12 protein-coding genes are annotated in these 16,468 nt (G+C 36.7%); 8 read left to right on the plus strand and 4 right to left on the minus strand.

The features are described 5' to 3' along the window. Positions 1–11 precede the first annotated feature (11 nt). Both trkA and SVZ03_13615 read left to right on the plus strand, forming a co-directional pair. Complete coding sequence (trkA, locus tag SVZ03_13610; protein ID MDY6935245.1) at positions 12–1,361, plus strand: Trk system potassium transporter TrkA; 1,350 nt, start codon at positions 12–14, stop codon at positions 1,359–1,361. Beyond that, the gene (locus SVZ03_13615; GenBank protein MDY6935246.1) at positions 1,358–2,809 is read left to right on the plus strand and encodes a TrkH family potassium uptake protein; all 1,452 of its coding nucleotides are present in this window, start codon (positions 1,358–1,360) and stop codon (positions 2,807–2,809) included. The genes trkA and SVZ03_13615 overlap by 4 nt, the downstream gene beginning before the upstream one ends. Here SVZ03_13615 and murJ read toward each other — a convergent pair. From murJ to SVZ03_13630, 3 genes are read right to left on the minus strand one after another with little or no spacing between them, the layout of a single operon-like run. Continuing rightward, the gene (gene murJ / locus SVZ03_13620) at positions 2,784–4,361 is read right to left on the minus strand and encodes a murein biosynthesis integral membrane protein MurJ (protein MDY6935247.1); all 1,578 of its coding nucleotides are present in this window, start codon (positions 4,359–4,361) and stop codon (positions 2,784–2,786) included. The two genes, SVZ03_13615 and murJ, sit on opposite strands and share 26 nt — an antisense overlap. After that, positions 4,358–5,086 carry a LytTR family DNA-binding domain-containing protein gene (locus SVZ03_13625; GenBank protein MDY6935248.1) on the minus strand — a complete coding sequence of 243 codons (729 nt, stop codon included), beginning with the start codon at positions 5,084–5,086 and terminating at the stop codon, positions 4,358–4,360. The genes murJ and SVZ03_13625 overlap by 4 nt, the downstream gene beginning before the upstream one ends. Beyond that, positions 5,083–10,209: an AAA family ATPase gene (locus SVZ03_13630; protein MDY6935249.1), complete on the minus strand. Its 5,127-nt coding sequence runs from the start codon at positions 10,207–10,209 to the stop codon at positions 5,083–5,085. The genes SVZ03_13625 and SVZ03_13630 overlap by 4 nt, the downstream gene beginning before the upstream one ends. A gap of 625 nt (positions 10,210–10,834) precedes the next feature. On the opposite strand from SVZ03_13630, the gene SVZ03_13635 reads away from it, so the two are divergent. From SVZ03_13635 to SVZ03_13660, 6 genes are all read left to right on the plus strand, one after another. Next, entirely contained in the window at positions 10,835–11,188 is a 354-nt protein-coding gene (locus tag SVZ03_13635; GenBank protein ID MDY6935250.1) for a hypothetical protein, read from the plus strand. Between the two features lie 35 nt (positions 11,189–11,223). Further along, positions 11,224–11,610 carry a transposase gene (locus SVZ03_13640; GenBank protein ID MDY6935251.1) on the plus strand — a complete coding sequence of 129 codons (387 nt, stop codon included), beginning with the start codon at positions 11,224–11,226 and terminating at the stop codon, positions 11,608–11,610. Continuing rightward, positions 11,592–11,954: a transposase gene (locus tag SVZ03_13645; protein ID MDY6935252.1), complete on the plus strand. Its 363-nt coding sequence runs from the start codon at positions 11,592–11,594 to the stop codon at positions 11,952–11,954. Before SVZ03_13640 ends, SVZ03_13645 begins: the two co-directional genes overlap by 19 nt. Positions 11,955–12,544: 590 nt before the next feature. After that, positions 12,545–13,264 (plus strand): hypothetical protein, encoded by a 720-nt coding sequence (locus tag SVZ03_13650; GenBank protein ID MDY6935253.1) that lies wholly within the window; start codon positions 12,545–12,547, stop codon positions 13,262–13,264. A 739-nt stretch (positions 13,265–14,003) separates the two neighbouring features. After that, the gene (locus SVZ03_13655; protein ID MDY6935254.1) at positions 14,004–14,756 is read left to right on the plus strand and encodes a hypothetical protein; all 753 of its coding nucleotides are present in this window, start codon (positions 14,004–14,006) and stop codon (positions 14,754–14,756) included. Positions 14,757–14,766: 10 nt separating this feature from the next. Beyond that, on the plus strand, positions 14,767–14,994 hold the full coding sequence (locus SVZ03_13660; protein ID MDY6935255.1) for a hypothetical protein: 228 nt from the start codon (positions 14,767–14,769) through the stop codon (positions 14,992–14,994). A 473-nt stretch (positions 14,995–15,467) separates the two neighbouring features. On the opposite strand, the gene SVZ03_13665 is transcribed toward SVZ03_13660, so the two are convergent. Then, entirely contained in the window at positions 15,468–15,677 is a 210-nt protein-coding gene (locus SVZ03_13665; GenBank protein MDY6935256.1) for a hypothetical protein, read from the minus strand. Positions 15,678–16,468: the final 791 nt, after the last annotated feature.

The raw sequence follows: 16,468 nt of genomic DNA on the forward strand, positions 1-16,468 counted from the left end.
CAGTTTTAATAATGAAAATAGTAATTGTTGGCGCCGGCGAGGTAGGTTTTCAAATAGCTGAGCAACTAATAGCTGAGAACAAGGATGTTGTCATCATTGAGCAGGACTCTGAAAGAGTCAAGTATGCCTCAAATCATCTAGATTGTATTGTCTTACAGGCGGAAGGGAACAACATAGAGATTTTAAAGGAGGCTGGGATAAGCAAAGCGGATTACTTTATCAGCGTCACTAATTCAGATGAAGTCAATATGATTGCCTGTGGTTTAGTCTCCTCCGAATTTGAGCGTCCCTATAAGATCGCGAGAGTTCGAAATCTGGATTATTCCAGGGCAAAAATATTTGAGAAATCCTTTCTTGGGATTGACTGCATTGTTAATCCTGAGGTTGAAGCGGCAAAGGTGATTGCCAATACAGTGGAATATGGCGCGTCAAGCGACATCATGCTCTTTGAAAAAACTGACATTCAGATGAGAAATATTTTTATTGATGAGCATTCTCAACTGAAGAATAGGGCACTCAAGGATATTAAAAAGAGCTTAAAGGAGGATTTTTTAATTGGTTGCATCTCACGACAAGAGAATATCATTATCCCCTCTGGAAAAACCATTATAAGAGAAAACGATAATGTCTATCTCTTCGCGACAAAAAAAAAATTGGAGGAAGTGTTCGCCAAGGTTGGCAGATCTAAGACTGAGATAAAGAATGTGATCATTGTGGGGGGAGGGAGAATCGGCAAATATGTGGCCGCATATTTAATCAAACAGAAGAGAAATGTTAAGATCATTGATTCAAATACCCGGAACTGTATTGAGCTTGCAGAGGACTTTCCGGAAGCCTTAGTCATTAATGGCGACATTTCCGATGAGGATATCTTTGAAGATGAACAGCTACACTCATATGATCTGATCATTACTACAACAAACAATCAGGAACTTAATATTCTGGCTGCAATATATGCTAAAACATTGGGGATCAAGAGAGCCATACCGATTGTCACCAAAACAAACTACCTTACAATAGCCTCTAATCTTGGAATTGATGCCACTATTAGCCCTAAGAACAGTTCAGTAGATACAATTTTAAAGGTAATCAGAAAAGGCAACATTAAGACTATACATAGCATCTTTGGCGGCAAAGCGGAGGTTATTGAGTTTTCACTTGAGAACTCAAGCTTTGAAAATGGGAAAGCCATTAAGGAATTAAAAATACCAGAAAACACGCTAATTGTATCAGTTTCAAGGGGAAGGGATAACTATATTCCTGGTGGAGACTTTGTCATTCAGAATGGGGATGATATCATAATTATTACACCTCAAGAGTCAATCTCTAAGGTTGAGGATATTTTTACAAGTCATCAATGAATTTAAAATCAATATTAAGAGTAATAGCATTACTGCTAATTATCATCTCCCTTTTTATGCTAATCCCTACTTTCATAGCATTATACTATAATGAAATACATGAAGCTAAGTGCTTTTTATCTACAATGGGAGTAATTTTCATAATCTCATTAGTCGCCCTGGCATTGTCCAGGAATGAGAGGAGGGAGATGCTCTCGATAAAGGATGGCTTTCTTCTTGTGGCATTAAGCTGGATATGCGCATCACTCTTTGGCGCTATCCCATTCTATATCTCAGGCAATATCCCTAACTTTGCTGATGCAGCCTTTGAGACCATCTCAGGATTTACAACTACTGGGGCATCAATATTAACAAATATCGAGAGTTTGCCAAAATCTATACTCCTATGGCGTTCATTAACACACTGGTTAGGGGGTATGGGAATCGTTGTATTAGCTGTAGCCATTTTGCCCCTATTGGGAATAGGTGGGTTGCAGCTTATAAAAGCAGAGGCGCCTGGCCCAACCATTGATAAAATTACCCCGCGAATAGCTGAAACAGCCAAGATACTCTGGTACATCTATTTAGGATTTACAATCGCTGAAATCATTCTCTTAATGATAGGGGGGCTCGATCTTTTTGATGCTATGACACATACCTTCGGAACCCTAGCTACCGGAGGCTTTTCACCAAAGAATAGCAGCGTAGGTCATTACAATTCAACCTATATCGATGCCATTATTACTTTTTTTATGATTATGGCTGGCATCAATTTTATCCTTCACTATCATATGATAACAGGAAGAATTGGATTTCTTTTAAAAAATACAGAATTCAAGGCCTATATACTCATATTTGTGTGTTCGAGTATCTTTATTACCTACGATTTATATGGAAATTTCTGCAACTCTATTGGTCAAAGTCTAAGATATGCCAGCTTTCAAGTTGCTAGCATCCTAACTACCACCGGTTATGCTACAGCGGATTATGAGAAGTGGCCATTTATGACACAAGCGATCCTATTTATTCTAATGTTTATAGGAGGTTGCTCAGGCTCAACAGGGGGTGGGATAAAGGTTATCAGAATTATCACACTCTTTAAGCAGGGATTATTAGAAATGAAATACCTCCTCCATCCCAGAGGAATCTTTATACTCAAGATAAGTGGGAATACAATAAAAAAGGATATTGTACACGCAATATCCAGCTTCTTCTTCCTCTACATATTTTTGCTGCTCCTCGTAGCATTAGTAGTTGCTTCATCCAAGCAGGATGTTCTAACCTCACTTGCCACCGCTCTTGCTACTGTTGGTAATATTGGGCCAGGCTTTGGGAAAATAGGGCCAACGGAAAATTATGCCTTTTTCCCAGATTATGTAAAGGGTGTCCTATGCTTCGCCATGTTAGTAGGAAGGCTGGAGGTCTATACCATTCTAATTATTTTTACTCCCGCCTTTTGGAGAAAGTAGCCTTTGATATTTTATAAAGCTTATCCCTTACTAATGAAATCTCCTTTACTCCAGCAACAATACAGATTAGGAGATATGTTGTTCCACCAACAATTACTATTAAGAGCAAGAATAGTAATCTCTTAGCAAAAGGATCGTTAAACCAGTCAACAAAACCTGAAATGTTCCAGATTATATATGCCATCACTAATCCCGAGGCAATATACTTGATTACAGGAAGTATTAACGATTCAATAGAAAGAATGCCTATCCTTCTCTGCAGCCATCCTACAAGAATTATTGTTTGAACTGTAACAGAAATGGAGTTGGCAAGGGAGAGTCCAGCATGCTTGAGGCTTGTTTGCATAAGCAGATATCCTAGGACAATATTCAGAATAAATGCGATTGCAGATGTAATTACAGGCGTTTTTGTGTCCTTTAGTGAGTAAAATGCTGGAGTAGTTATCCTTAAGATGGATATTGATGTGACGCCTATGCTGGCGTAAAGGAGGGCTTTATATGTCAAACTCACATGGAGTGGCGTAAACTCACCCCTCATAAAAAGTGTGGATATGATTGGGGTGCCAACTGTCATCATCGCGATGCTGGCTGGTATTGCAAGAAAAAGGGAGGCCTTCACAGCGATTATGTATAGACTCTTAAGCCTCTCAAGGTCATTGTTAGCAGAAAAGTTTGACATCTCCGGCAAAATAACATTGCTAATTGAAAAGATAAAGACGCCTAAAACGATCTCCGTCAATCTGTCAGAGTAATAGAGATAGGATATGCTTCCAGGCGCGAGCATTGAAGCTAGTATTGTACTCATCAGGATATTTATCTGATATACCGCAATCCCAAAGAGCGCTGGTGTGATCATTCTGAATATCCTTCTTATGCCAGGATGTTTCAAATCTACTGAAAATTTTATCCTAAACCCTGTATTTATCAAATAAGGAATCTGTAAAAGCACCTGCAGCAACCCTCCAAAGAGCACCCCTATGGCTAGTCCATAAAGGGGTTCGTTGAAGAATCTGCTAAAGTAGATAGCACCAATTATAAATCCAACGTTTAGAAGCACAGGCGCAAACGCTGGCGAGAAGAAGCGTCCGTGAGAATTTAATACACCCATTGAAAATGCCACAAGTCCAACGAGGAAGATATATGGGAATAATATCCTGTTTAAAAACACTGTTAAACCAATCCTAGCTGAGTCAGTGAAGCCATAAGCGAAGAGCTTTACAATAGCCGGAGAGAATATCTCCCCTATAACAGTAAATACTATCAATATCAGTATAAGTATACTTAAGGTCTTCTGAGCCAGTTCCAGGGCCTCTTTATGGTCCCTCTTTGTTAAATACTCAGTATAAATTGGTATGAAGGATATTGTAAGCGCTCCCTCTGCCACAAGCCTTCTTAATAGATTGGGTATTCTAAAGGCTATGAAGAAGCCATCCAGCTTGCCGGATGCGCCAAAACAATCAGCGATTATCATATCTCTGATAAAACCTGTAATTCGACTAAATAGTGTCGAGAGGGCAACGATGCTAGTGGATTTTACTAGTGAGTTCTTCAAATTTTCAATTTTTCCTTAAAAGTAGTGGCAAATTTTCGTCCAACTGGCAGGGTCGTTTCGTTTTCATCCTTAAGATACACCATATACTGTCCCCCTATAACATACTGAATATGAGAAACAAATTGTAGGTTTACAATATATTGTTTATGAATACGAACAAACAAATTCTCTGGAAGCTTTTTCCCAATCTCCTTTAATAGCTGTGCAGTTTCAAAAGATCTCTCCTCAGTATTAACAATCGTATGAGACGCATGGGAGGAGAGGTATATAATTTCATCAAATGGCAATATATAATGATTCTCATTCTCTTTAAAATATAAACCCAACTTATGAGGGAGGTTGAAGGTTTTTTTGTCTTTAATAATAGATATTGCTTTGTCAACAGCCTGATTAAATCTCTTCTTATCAAAGGGTTTAAGTAAATAGTCAATGGCTCCAATATCAAAGGCCTTGATAGCATATTTATCATATGCCGTTGTAAAGATCACATAGGGGGAATAATCGAGTCTCTCTATAACCTCAATACCGGATAAAATTGGTAGATTTATGTCCAGAAATAATAAATCATACCACTTTGAAGAGAGTAGTTCCAAAGCCTCTTCACCATTACGGGCTATATCCTCTAAAGTGAGTTCCGGCCTATCAAGAATATATTTGATTAACAATTCTCTAGCAGGCTGCTCATCTTCAGCAAGCACAACAGAAATGTTATTAACCTCTTTCATCCTCTGATGCCTGTACAAGGTCGGAAATAGATTGACGCAATTACTCCACCATCCTGATTGTTCCGCAACCTTAAATCCGATTCCTCAAAATGATATTTCAAACGAGCCTTGATATTGCCTAAGCTTCGGGAGTAGATGTCATCAGTCTTTAATCCTGTGCCATTATCCAATATCTCAACGCTTACAATATCATTATATCTCGTAGCGTATACCTTCACAAAACCAGGTCCTATCTTCTGTCGTAATCCATGTTTGATTGAATTCCCTACTATAGGCTGAAGAATAAGTGGAGGGATGAAAACATCACTAAAATTTCCGGCTTTAGATGTTTCAAATGAGAGGGTATCTGAAAAACGAAGCTTCTCAAACTCCAGATAATGTATAACAAACTGCCATTCCTCTTCAAAAGTAATAAGTGAGTTAAAGGATTTATCCATTAAAAAATGATATATCTCTGCCAGCACAATCATCGCCCTATCCGCCACTTCCACATCCTTATGAATTAGGGCATGGATAGTGTGAATGGCATTAAAGAGAAAATGGGGATTCATCCTCTCCTGTAAAATTCTATATTTTGATTCCTCATATTGTCTTATTAACTTGTCCTTCAGCTTGTCGAGCCTATGCAGTTTTTCAAGAGCTATCTCCTGTTCTCTGTAAAGCTGCGCATTCTCAATGGATATTGCAGCCTGTGTTAGCAGGAGTTTGAGGACATCGATTCTCTCGGTTGTGAAGATGTCAGTTGCTAAATCATTTTCGAGATAGACAATTGTTATGATTCTGCCGTAGTGTTTTATAGGTGTACAGAGGATTGATTTTGCGCTATTTTTTATAATATATGGATCATCAATAAATATACCTTCATTGCTTGCGTTATTTAGAGCCACATCATATCCGGTTCGTGCAACATAATTTACAATTGATGATGAAAGCTCTTCGCTAGATTCAATTGGAATAGAATTCGAAATGCTTGTATATATATCATGATGCATCCCTTTGCTAATAATTCTACCTTCCGCTAAAATGAATAATGCGTTATCCCTCTCCTTTATGAGAAAGACCTTACGCGCCCCTGAATTCTGAAGAGCTGCCTTCATTATTATCTTGAGGAGTTTGTCAAGATGTATCTCTCTTGATATAGCTTGAATAACATCAAGCATTGTGTTAAAATCCAGTATTGTTGAATCATTGATGTCAGTCGATTCTCCTCTATCCTCCCATGTCGGGATTATACCGCCATGCTTATATAGAAGCGATGAATATACCTCTTCAAGCTGTTCTGTCTTTGCGGTAGCTCCCCATTTTTTGTATAGATTATAAGCTTCCTGCATATATGTTCTCGCTATTTTCTCTCTTCCGATTGATAAATAAAATTTTGCGGCCACCTCACATGCAATGGCTTCATTTTGAGTGTATCCATTATCATGTGCTGATGCAATAGCCTCATCATATAAGCTCATTGCCTCTTCGTTCCTTTTACTTATACGAGAAATCTCTCCAGATAGTAAAAGATATTTGTGAAGAAAATTCTCCGGACAGATGTTGGCCCATCTTTTCATCTTCCTTTGATTCTTCTTTAATATTCTCCAATATTTATTCTTTTCAGTGTAACTAGCGTCAAGGAGGAGAGGTGAAATGGTTAAGGAATAATAGAAGATATGCTCTGCAACAAATAGTGTCCCAACCTCTGGAATTTTATCCAATTCCTTACTTAGTTTATAGCATTCCAGATATTTTTCAAAGAGGAATAGGGTTATTATCCGATTAATGAGTTGCTGAACAATTTCAACAACATTATTGCCTTCTCTTATGATGTTTAGCTGTTGATTCTTGTTATAATCGCCATGGATAAAACTGTTTTTATCGGCCGCTAAACCCTTCAAATTTAAATATATATGAACGTTGTCAATATATCTAAAAATAATAAATGGATCTTTTGTGTTTCTTAAGAAATCTTCATATTTGGTGTATTCATGAAAAATATCATCCAGATTATCTCCCATAATAAAGCGATATAGTGTCATAATATTTATACTGTGTCCCGCATAAATAAGATCCCCCGACTCTATGCCAAGCTCATAAGCGCTAACAAAATATTTGATACCCTCTCTTGCATGCCCGATCCAGTGTTGAATAAAATATGCAAAACAAAAATCCGTTTTACATTTGATTTTTTTGTTATTGTACTTTTCGCTTAAATCCAATGCAAGCCTACCGAATTTATTACCCAATTCATATTCACCAAGATATGATCCTATAAGAGCGCTTAGATAAATATACGCAAAGGAGGAGAAGGCTGTATTTCCATATTTCAAATAAATATCATTTATGCTCTTCAGTCCCAGATAGGCTGACATTTTTGGATTAGAATAATGTGCTGGGGTGCCGATATTACCTATTAGATTAACAATTGATAATTGCTCAGGATCATGCAAGTCCTTGAGATTGATTAAGTCTTCAATCTCTCTTCCCCTTAACCTTAACTTTAGCTTCAGTAATTCTTTATAGATTGCAAAATTTGTTGGTTGAATCTGAATCTTCACACCGAACATTTTAAGTCCCTCTATACCCAATTTGATTGCTTCCTGAATCTCGCCTTTGTTAGTACATAATACTATCATCATATTATAAACATTTGCTTTATCAACATCTGTTCTGGCATTGTGAATTATTATATTAAATATGTTTTCAGCCTCATCAAAATTTCCTGAAAGATACTCACATTCCGCTCTCTCCTTTAGAATAGAATATGCCAGATAATAATTGCTATCCCAGCAATCCTCTGGCAGAAGCTCCATCCCGGTCCTTAAATAATGTACTGCTGCACTATAGGCTGTAGATTCCTTTGCCTTTTCACCAGCCATGAGATTTAACTTTGCCAAATCATTCATCTCATCTTGATTCACTATCTGGGTAATTCCATGATTAAGCTTGTTTACAATATAATAAATATTCTCCTCTACCTTTTCTCCGGTTGCCTTCTCTAACAGGAACTTACCTATCATAAAATGCAGACGAATCCTCTCCTCATCAGGGATAATAGAATAGACAGCTTCTTGAATCCGATCATGGTTAAATCTATATACATTTCCTGCGAGACCAATTAGTCCTTCATCAACCGATTCTGAAAGCGCTGAAAGTGTCTTTTCAACAGTCAAGGTAATTACTGTTGACAGAAGGCCTATTTCAAAACTGCTGCCAATGCAGGCGCATATCTTCAATATGCGCTGTGTGTTTCCCGATAATTTTGTAATCTTATTTGTCAAAAATTCTACAACATTATCTGTAACCTGGATCTGATTGATCTTTTCTATATCCCATGACCATCCTGAAGCATGATTGAACATTAACATCTTTTCATTATAGAGAGTTTTTATGAATTGAATAACAAAAAAGGGATTTCCATTTGTCTTCTCATGGGCAGAAGCTGATAGGAGTAACGCCCTCTCCCTCTCACAATTAAACATATGTGCAATCATGTGATTAACATCTATGACATCCAATGGCATCAGTTGGATGTCAGTAATGTGTATTCCTTCCTTTTCTATCTCTTCCAGCATAGAGGATAAGGGATGAGATTTGCATACTTCACCCTCTCTGTAAGCACCGATTATTAATAGATATTGTATTTCCCTATCAGTTACAAGCACCCTTATCAGGTTAAGGCTGGCTGGGTCTGCCCATTGAAGGTCATCTATGAATAGGACTAGGGGATGCTCTTTAATAGCAAATATTCCAACAAATTTTCGAAAATATATATTAAACCTGTTTTGGGCCTCCCTTGGCCCAACGTCAGCAACCGCTTGTTGCTTGCCGATAATTAGTTCTAATTCTGGTATTACATCTATTAAAATTTGAGCATTTGGGTTTAGGTTTTCCAAAATCTTTTCGCGTAACGACTGCATCTCCTCGCTGCTTTCAGACAAAACTTGCTTTATTAACAATCTAAAAGCCTGAATAATAGCGCTGTAAGGGATATCTCTTGTGAATTGCTCATGTTTACTGGAGATGAAATATCCACTCTTCGACACTACAGGTTTATGCATCTTGTTTATTAACGCAGTCTTGCCGATACCTGCTTGTCCTGTAACTAACGACAAACCAGCGCCCTTCCGCTCTACATTATTATGAAGGAATAATTGGGGATTGCATACCCTATCAAAAGCCTGCATTAGGAGTTCGATTTCTTTATCCCTACCAAAGATTTTATCAGAAATCAGTAGTCTTTTGCTGACATCCTTCAAACCCAGAGTAAATGGTTTAATCACCCCTGCTTTTTCAAATTGGCTTTGGCATTTTTTTAAATCCATCCTCAAGCCCTTGGCGCTCTGATACCTCTCTTCAGGTTTTTTCGACAGCAATTTTATAGTAATATCAGAGATCACCTCAGGGATATTCTTGTTAATCGTTTTTGGCTCAATAGGCTTTTGTGCGATTTGGCAGTGAATGAGTTGAAGGGTGTCATCGGAATTAAAGGGAACATCATTCATGAGCATTTCATAGAGGGTAATGCCAAGAGAGTACAAATCAGACCTATAATCAATTACCCTGTTGATGCGTCCGGTCTGTTCTGGAGATATATATTCTAAAAAAGTGTCATAGAGGCTAGGGGAGGTAGTAATCTGTTGATCTTCTTGTAAGCTGTGATACGCATTCCCAAAGCCGGTAATTTTAACCTGAAGATCTTCTATTTCATTTATTTCAGAGATTGGGGAGATGAGGATATTATCTGGGTTTATTCCGCAGTGGATTATATTATTATTATGAATCTCCGATAGGATTTCTGTTAGCTTAATGGCAATTTGAAGAAAAAGATCAATGTTTATTCTATTGCTATAGATCAAGCATCTAAGTGGAATGCCAATAAAATCATCAAATATTATTGCATGAATATTGTTATAATTCTCAAGAGCAATGGCCCGAACTACACCTTCAATGTTAAGGTTTTCAGTTATTATAAACTCATTTATTAGTCTATTGATATCCTTGATGCTTGGATATTCGCTTGTAGGTGTTTTTATAAGAACTGATTTTTTATCATAATTCCTGAAACCTCGATAAAGTGCTGTTTTAGTATTCTTAACAATTTCCTCTGAGGATTTATAACCTTGAAGATTTATCATTTTTATTTTTCTGAAATCTATATTATACTTTTTTATTTAAAATTCATATAATCCTAGATTCAAACTGAATGACTTCCTCTTCTACCAATAGAGTATTTGATCACAATTTATAATCATGCATTTTATAATTTAGCAACAGTTGTCTATTATGATAATAAGCACATCCCTTAATCAAGGGTAATAATCTTACTAGCTATAAGGCATAAAAGGATGAACTCAAGGTTAACTTATAAGTCAATCACTCTATTACAAAAACAGTCAAGCACTATTTCCTCTTATATGAAGTTCATTTAGATTTAGGTAGCGATTATTAGGTAAAAAGTAGCGTTTATAACATATCGATTGACCAACAAAAAAAGATGTTGTATGTTTAAAATACTTAAAAATAGAAAAATCTGATTAAACAACAAGTCATATCCACATTGCTGATCCTATAGTTATAAAATGATTAATTGATATTCTATAGAGTTCAGGAGAAAAAAAAGAGAGTACATTTTTTTAATTACCCAACAAAACATATTTTTTAGTAAAAAATACAAAGTAATTATTTCCAAACTATGAGAACAATGCATCAAATTATAGATATGCATGTTCAATTAACAATTATAAAAGCAGGAGGCTAAAAATGCAAAAAAGACAAGAGGGAGGATTACTAATGGAACAACCGAAAGAGGTAATTGAAAGATGCCTTGAATATGAATCTAATAATAACATTACTCATCGCTTCATTCCCCATATCGCTCAGTCTATTGTTGAAGAGCTTGATAAAGAAAATTATGAGATTACTGCCAGGGGGAAATCCTTTTATGATTATTATAAATTATGGGCCATGTTTGAGGATCTTTTTTATGCAAAGGGGGATGATCCCTATAAAATTGCTTCTACAATCGGGAGTATTATTAATCAGATTATCATGACAAAGGAATTGTCTAATGACTTCAAAACTGCATTAATAAAACAACTATATAAAACAATATAGAGATAGCCTTTAATCCTACTTTGTCATAAAAAATCATGAAATTACCAATAAGACTATTAACTATCATAAGGCAAGATCAGAATAAGGAAAAATACGATGAATTTCAACAATATCTTGAATTTTTATGCAAGGGATTAGGGCATGCAGATCGGGCAACAGGATTGATCGATTATTGTAAAGGTTTAATGTTACCAATTGAACAAAAAAGTATAGAACCGCTAGCAGCATATAGCGATCCCTATAATGTACAAGCAAAACATCAATCATTACATCACTTTATAGCTAAGTCAGATTGGTCAGATCAATCGGTACTATCATTAGTGTTTCAGGGAGTAATGCCCTGGTTGTCAACTGGGAATAGTTTTATTGGGTTATTGATGATAGCTATATTCCTAAAAAAGGAATCCATTCAGTTGGTGTAAGTCGACAATACTGTCGTCAATTAGGCAAACAAGTGAATTGTCAGGTAGCAGTAAGTCTTTCATTAGCTACTGAAAAAGGCAGCATACTAATTGATTATAGATTATATATACTAAAAGAATGGGCAGATGATTCACAACGGTGTAAAAAAGCAGGTATTCCCGAGGATATTTATTTTCAGACAAAACCTAACATTGCATTAGAGCAGATCAGAAGAGCAAAGCGATCAAATATTCCAATCAGTAAAGTATCAGCAGATGCAGGTTATCTTGATATTACTGATTTTCGAGATGCTATTAGATCAGAAGGATTGACTTATGCAGTTGGAATTAAACCAAATACATGAGTCTGGACAATAGATAATAAACCGTTACTTCCAGATGAATGGCAAGGCAAAGGACGTAAACCAATACTTTTAAGGCGGGGGATAGGTGATCAACCCAAACTTGTAAAGATAATAGCAATGGAATTATCTATAAAATCATATCGTAAGATTACTTGGCTGGAAGGGACTAATAGTAAATTGTCTTCTCGATTTGCGCGGCTTAGAGTCTTCTCAGCCAATAATGATTATTTAAGAGATACTATGCGAGATGAGGAATGGCTGGTTATTGAATGACCGGAAAACGAAAAGAAGCCAACAAAGTATTGGTTATAGACTTTGCCTGTTAGAATGTCTTTTATTAACGGGGTCTGAACTCTTAACGCAGCTTCTAATAAAAGCAGTAGAAAGAATATAGTTTCTTCTGATAAATATTTGGGTATCACCAGCATGAAAAATCCATATATTACCGGTATCATTTTTTAGTTAATTAGTTTACAAAAATTTACTATAAAGGAGGTGAATAATAAATAATTATAATCCTACTTAATATTTTCATTTTGGATTATGCGGGTTATGTAAAAAATTGTTTAATTTTAATTAAGGAGAAAAAAATGAAAAAAGTACTGCCAATTTTGTTTATATTAACAATGCTTACTGCCTGCAACGAGTATATTCCAGACGAAGATTATGCAAAGGCGGATGAAGGCGCGCAGACGGACGTAAGCGCAATGGTTCAGATCGACAGGGTCGAACAAAAAGTAGTAAAAACATCAGCGAAAAGTTTAATTGTAGATTCAAGTAAAGTTAGTATGAATAACATAACAAGTATAAACCTAGAATTGGAAAATGGCGCAAAAGTTGCTCTATCGATTGTTAACGAAAGAAACGAAGCGTTTGTGAGTTATATGGATAGCGGAGAGATATTTATATCGGAAAAAGTAGATTTGCAATCTGTTGAAAATGGAGAAATAAAAGATTGCGAATTATACGCAAAAAGCGGAGAATCGGTTTTAATAACGCTTGAATATGAAATAAGCGGCATTCTGGAAGCTACAAAATTTGATGTTGATGAAATTTTCTCAAATATGTCAGAACAAGAGAGTATTTATAATAGAACTAGTACTAGCGGTTGTAATATACATGGTGTATGCTGCGATCCGTACAATTATTACTGTTGTAATTTTAATGATTGTGGGTGTGCAATGGATGCTTATAATGCAATGGAGCACCAGTGGCTGTTTTGTGCGGCTCTTGGCGGAGGCGTTTGGTGTAATTATTTCTTAAATGCCCGTAATTACTGGTGGGATAAGGTGACTCATTGGTGTAACTAATTTATTTTATATTAACTACATTTCCATGTTTAAAACCTGCTCATTCAATATTATTTAATGAGCAGGTTTTAATACACTTGTTGCAAAACTAAATTTATAATTTAATTTCTGACTTTGTTTGATATAGAACATATGAACCTAGAAAAAGTATTATCGGATGAAAGGACAAGTCAAGCGGTAACTGGTGTGTGCTATCCAGCATCTTTTCTATAGCAATCTTCTTCGAATATAGAAATATTTTTATTGGCTTATTCCCGTAACAATACTTGCCTGTATGTGGCCTTTCATCAATATATTCTTTTATCCAATCGTCAAGATATTCTTGTAACTTTTATAAATCACTGTAAACCTTTTTTCTAAATGCAACCCTATGAAATTAGCAAACCTTAATTTATGAAAATTTGGCCTTCTTTTGTGAGGGTTGGCGGGAACTGGGGCTAATTATTAATTGATAGGAATAACGGAGGTCTTTTAAAAATCATAAATATCAAGCTAATTTTAAACTAATTTGAGAAATTATACAGGAATTCTATAGGATTATTCACGGAAAGACTTAAATAATACAGAAGCGGGTATACTGATGACAAAATTTGGGAATAGTTACATCGGATTATTATATATATAGTTTAAACTCAAACTAAATTAAGATTGAGAACCGTTGAAAAAGGCGCAAATGTACGTGAACACGAGTCCAAATGTTGTTATGAAGGGGTTTTAAACTATAATAAGGAGCAAGAGCATGAGCAATTTGGATTATTATAATGAAAAACTCGCGGCAATTCAGGCAATACCGGACAGTGAGATCAGGAGGCCTGGTATTCCTGTTGATGTATACCTGCAGGAGGCTGAAAACCTTTTTCACTGGAGTCAGGAGGACAAAAAAGAATTAACGGACAGGGGGCTTGACTGGGGACTGGTTGAAGATATGCAGAAGCGGTGCGGCGCTCTCAGGGAGGCCCAATCCAGATGGATAACAACAAGGTTCAGCCACGAGGAGGCAGAAAGGCTGTGGACAGAGAAGTCCCCTCTGGCCTATGATTTAAGAGATGAGCTTCTGCATACCTTCCGCTTTGCCTACAGAAAGCAGCCTGACATACTGGGAAGGGTGGACGAGATAGCGCAGGACACCGGGCACGCTGACATGATTCAGGACTTAAATGATTTGAGTGTTCTTGGCAGAGAGCATCCGGAAGCATTAGAGGCTATTAAATTTGATATGGCTCTTCTGGAGAAGGCTGCTGTATTGGCTGATGGGATGTCTGATCTTCTGGGCGCCGCAAGCGCTGAGCGCGCTGACAGCAGCGGGGCTAAAAAGATCAGGGATCAGGCCTATACGCATTTAAAAGAGGCGGTTGACGAGGTGCGTGAATTTGGGCGGTTTGTCTTTTGGAGAGATGAAACCAGAATCAAGGGGTATGCGAGTCAGTATTTACGCAGATCAAGGCGCAAGAGTGAGGCAAAAGGGGAATCTGAAAGCGATACACTATCATAGCTGATTGCATTTGTATTTATTTTACATTCCGATGCGGTTTTGCGGGCGTAAGATCGGGGATTTACACCCTAAGATTGGGGATTTATACCGTAAGATCGGGGATTTACACCGTAAGATTGGGGATTTACACCGTAAGATTGGGATTTCGCACCATAAGATCGGGGATTTGTGCCGTAAGATCGGGGATTTGCACCGTAAGATTGGGGGGATTCAACTGATAACACATCAGCGTGGCTAAAATCTATGGGAAATGTGAAATAGAGTACCCTCTATGTCATTCCTGCGAATGCAGGAATCTCAAATAATAACGCAGGTGGATTCCTGCATTCGCGAGAATGACAGCATCTAATTGTTGAATTTTCCCACAATTTTTAGCCGCACTCATAACTCATCGCTCACCTGCCTGAAAAAGCCGCAGACGTTTGAGGTACGCGAGCAGAGATTTGATTAATATGTTTTTTTACATGATCCCAATTGTGCTGCTGAACAGGCTGTTCGAATGCCGACGCCGCACAGGACGTGCGGAAGAGCGTCGGCCATTTGCCTCTGCTCTTTGAAGAATAAATCTCGAAATACCTGATAAGCCTGATACGCCTTATAGGAATGTACTGTGCCGCAAGACCGATAAACTCAACTGGATCATAAACCTTCAGGTACTCCTTGAAATACGCATTATACTTCGTCTTAAAAATCACCTTTCCCTTAAAGGATTCATAAATGATTTTTTAGAGAGATCGGGCATATTGCGATATACTGCGCGAGTGATTCCCTTGCCCTATTGTCATGCCCCATAATCCTGATCGAGTTATCTATATTAAATCCGCTATGCTTCCAGGACAAGAAGGTTTGCGCCATCTTTTCCGAGAGCAGTCCTGTATTCTTTAAATAATTGTTAACCAGACGCCTGAAGCGCTCTTTCATCTCATTAAGATCTAAAATAAAAAAAGAAGAAATGAAAACAACATTTGATTTATTGAATGATTCAAGAATCCTAAATATGTTGAACAGGAAAATTGGTGAAATACAATTTATTTTTTCTAATCCAACCTTACTTTTGATGAGTACTCCCTTGTCTTCCGCCCAAAGATCAATTGCAAGACCACCTTTTTAGGGCAAAAAATCCTTCTCCTTAATTGTATTATTCATTGTATATATATTCAGAAAGACGATTTTTCTTGCTGATAAGCCTTTGAGAGAAAAGATGAACTGTTAATCACAATCAAGGGAGTCTCTCCCCATTTATCCCTTCCTTCATTTCCTGTTACTTATGCTAATCTGGATAGCCTAGGCAATTAATTTATTAACACACACTTTCAGATTTCAAGGCCTTGACCTCATATGTTTTATTACATATATTATTAGTATAATATATTGAATATATACCAATCTTCTTTAGGAAATAATAATTATGGGAGGTGATCGTTAAATTTTATAAGAGAGTATCTGTTAAACCTCATTACTACAGATTAAAGAAGTTTCGGTTATGGCGCGAACCGATAAACAATAAAACATGAAGGGTTATAGGAGATTACAGAGGCGCTTTGATAAGTAATTGACAACTTATCACTGAATCAAAATAATGTTAATGAGTAACGGCTTTGGAACATAGCTACCTAAAATAAAGTAATTATAAAATGGAAGAGATAAATTATGATCAAATTATTAAGAATGAGTTTATAATTACTCATTGTACAGGTGATTATTGGATTTGG

Source organism: Spirochaetota bacterium (assembly GCA_034190085.1).
In the GTDB taxonomy this organism is placed as follows: Bacteria; Spirochaetota; UBA4802; order UBA4802; family JAFGDQ01; genus JAXHTS01.

Excerpts from the sequence above, each read along its gene's own strand:
- SVZ03_13625 (MDY6935248.1), bottom strand. The coding sequence starts at position 5,086 with ATGAAAGAGGTTAATAACATTTCTGTTGTGCTTGCTGAAGATGAGCAG.
- SVZ03_13665 (MDY6935256.1), bottom strand. The coding sequence starts at position 15,677 with ATGAAAGAGCGCTTCAGGCGTCTGGTTAACAATTATTTAAAGAATACA.
- SVZ03_13640 (MDY6935251.1), top strand. The coding sequence starts at position 11,224 with ATGAAATTACCAATAAGACTATTAACTATCATAAGGCAAGATCAGAAT.
- trkA (MDY6935245.1), top strand. The coding sequence starts at position 12 with ATGAAAATAGTAATTGTTGGCGCCGGCGAGGTAGGTTTTCAAATAGCT.
- SVZ03_13630 (MDY6935249.1), bottom strand. The coding sequence starts at position 10,209 with ATGATAAATCTTCAAGGTTATAAATCCTCAGAGGAAATTGTTAAGAAT.
- SVZ03_13635 (MDY6935250.1), top strand. The coding sequence starts at position 10,835 with ATGCAAAAAAGACAAGAGGGAGGATTACTAATGGAACAACCGAAAGAG.
- SVZ03_13615 (MDY6935246.1), top strand. The coding sequence starts at position 1,358 with ATGAATTTAAAATCAATATTAAGAGTAATAGCATTACTGCTAATTATC.
- SVZ03_13650 (MDY6935253.1), top strand. The coding sequence starts at position 12,545 with ATGAAAAAAGTACTGCCAATTTTGTTTATATTAACAATGCTTACTGCC.
- SVZ03_13655 (MDY6935254.1), top strand. The coding sequence starts at position 14,004 with ATGAGCAATTTGGATTATTATAATGAAAAACTCGCGGCAATTCAGGCA.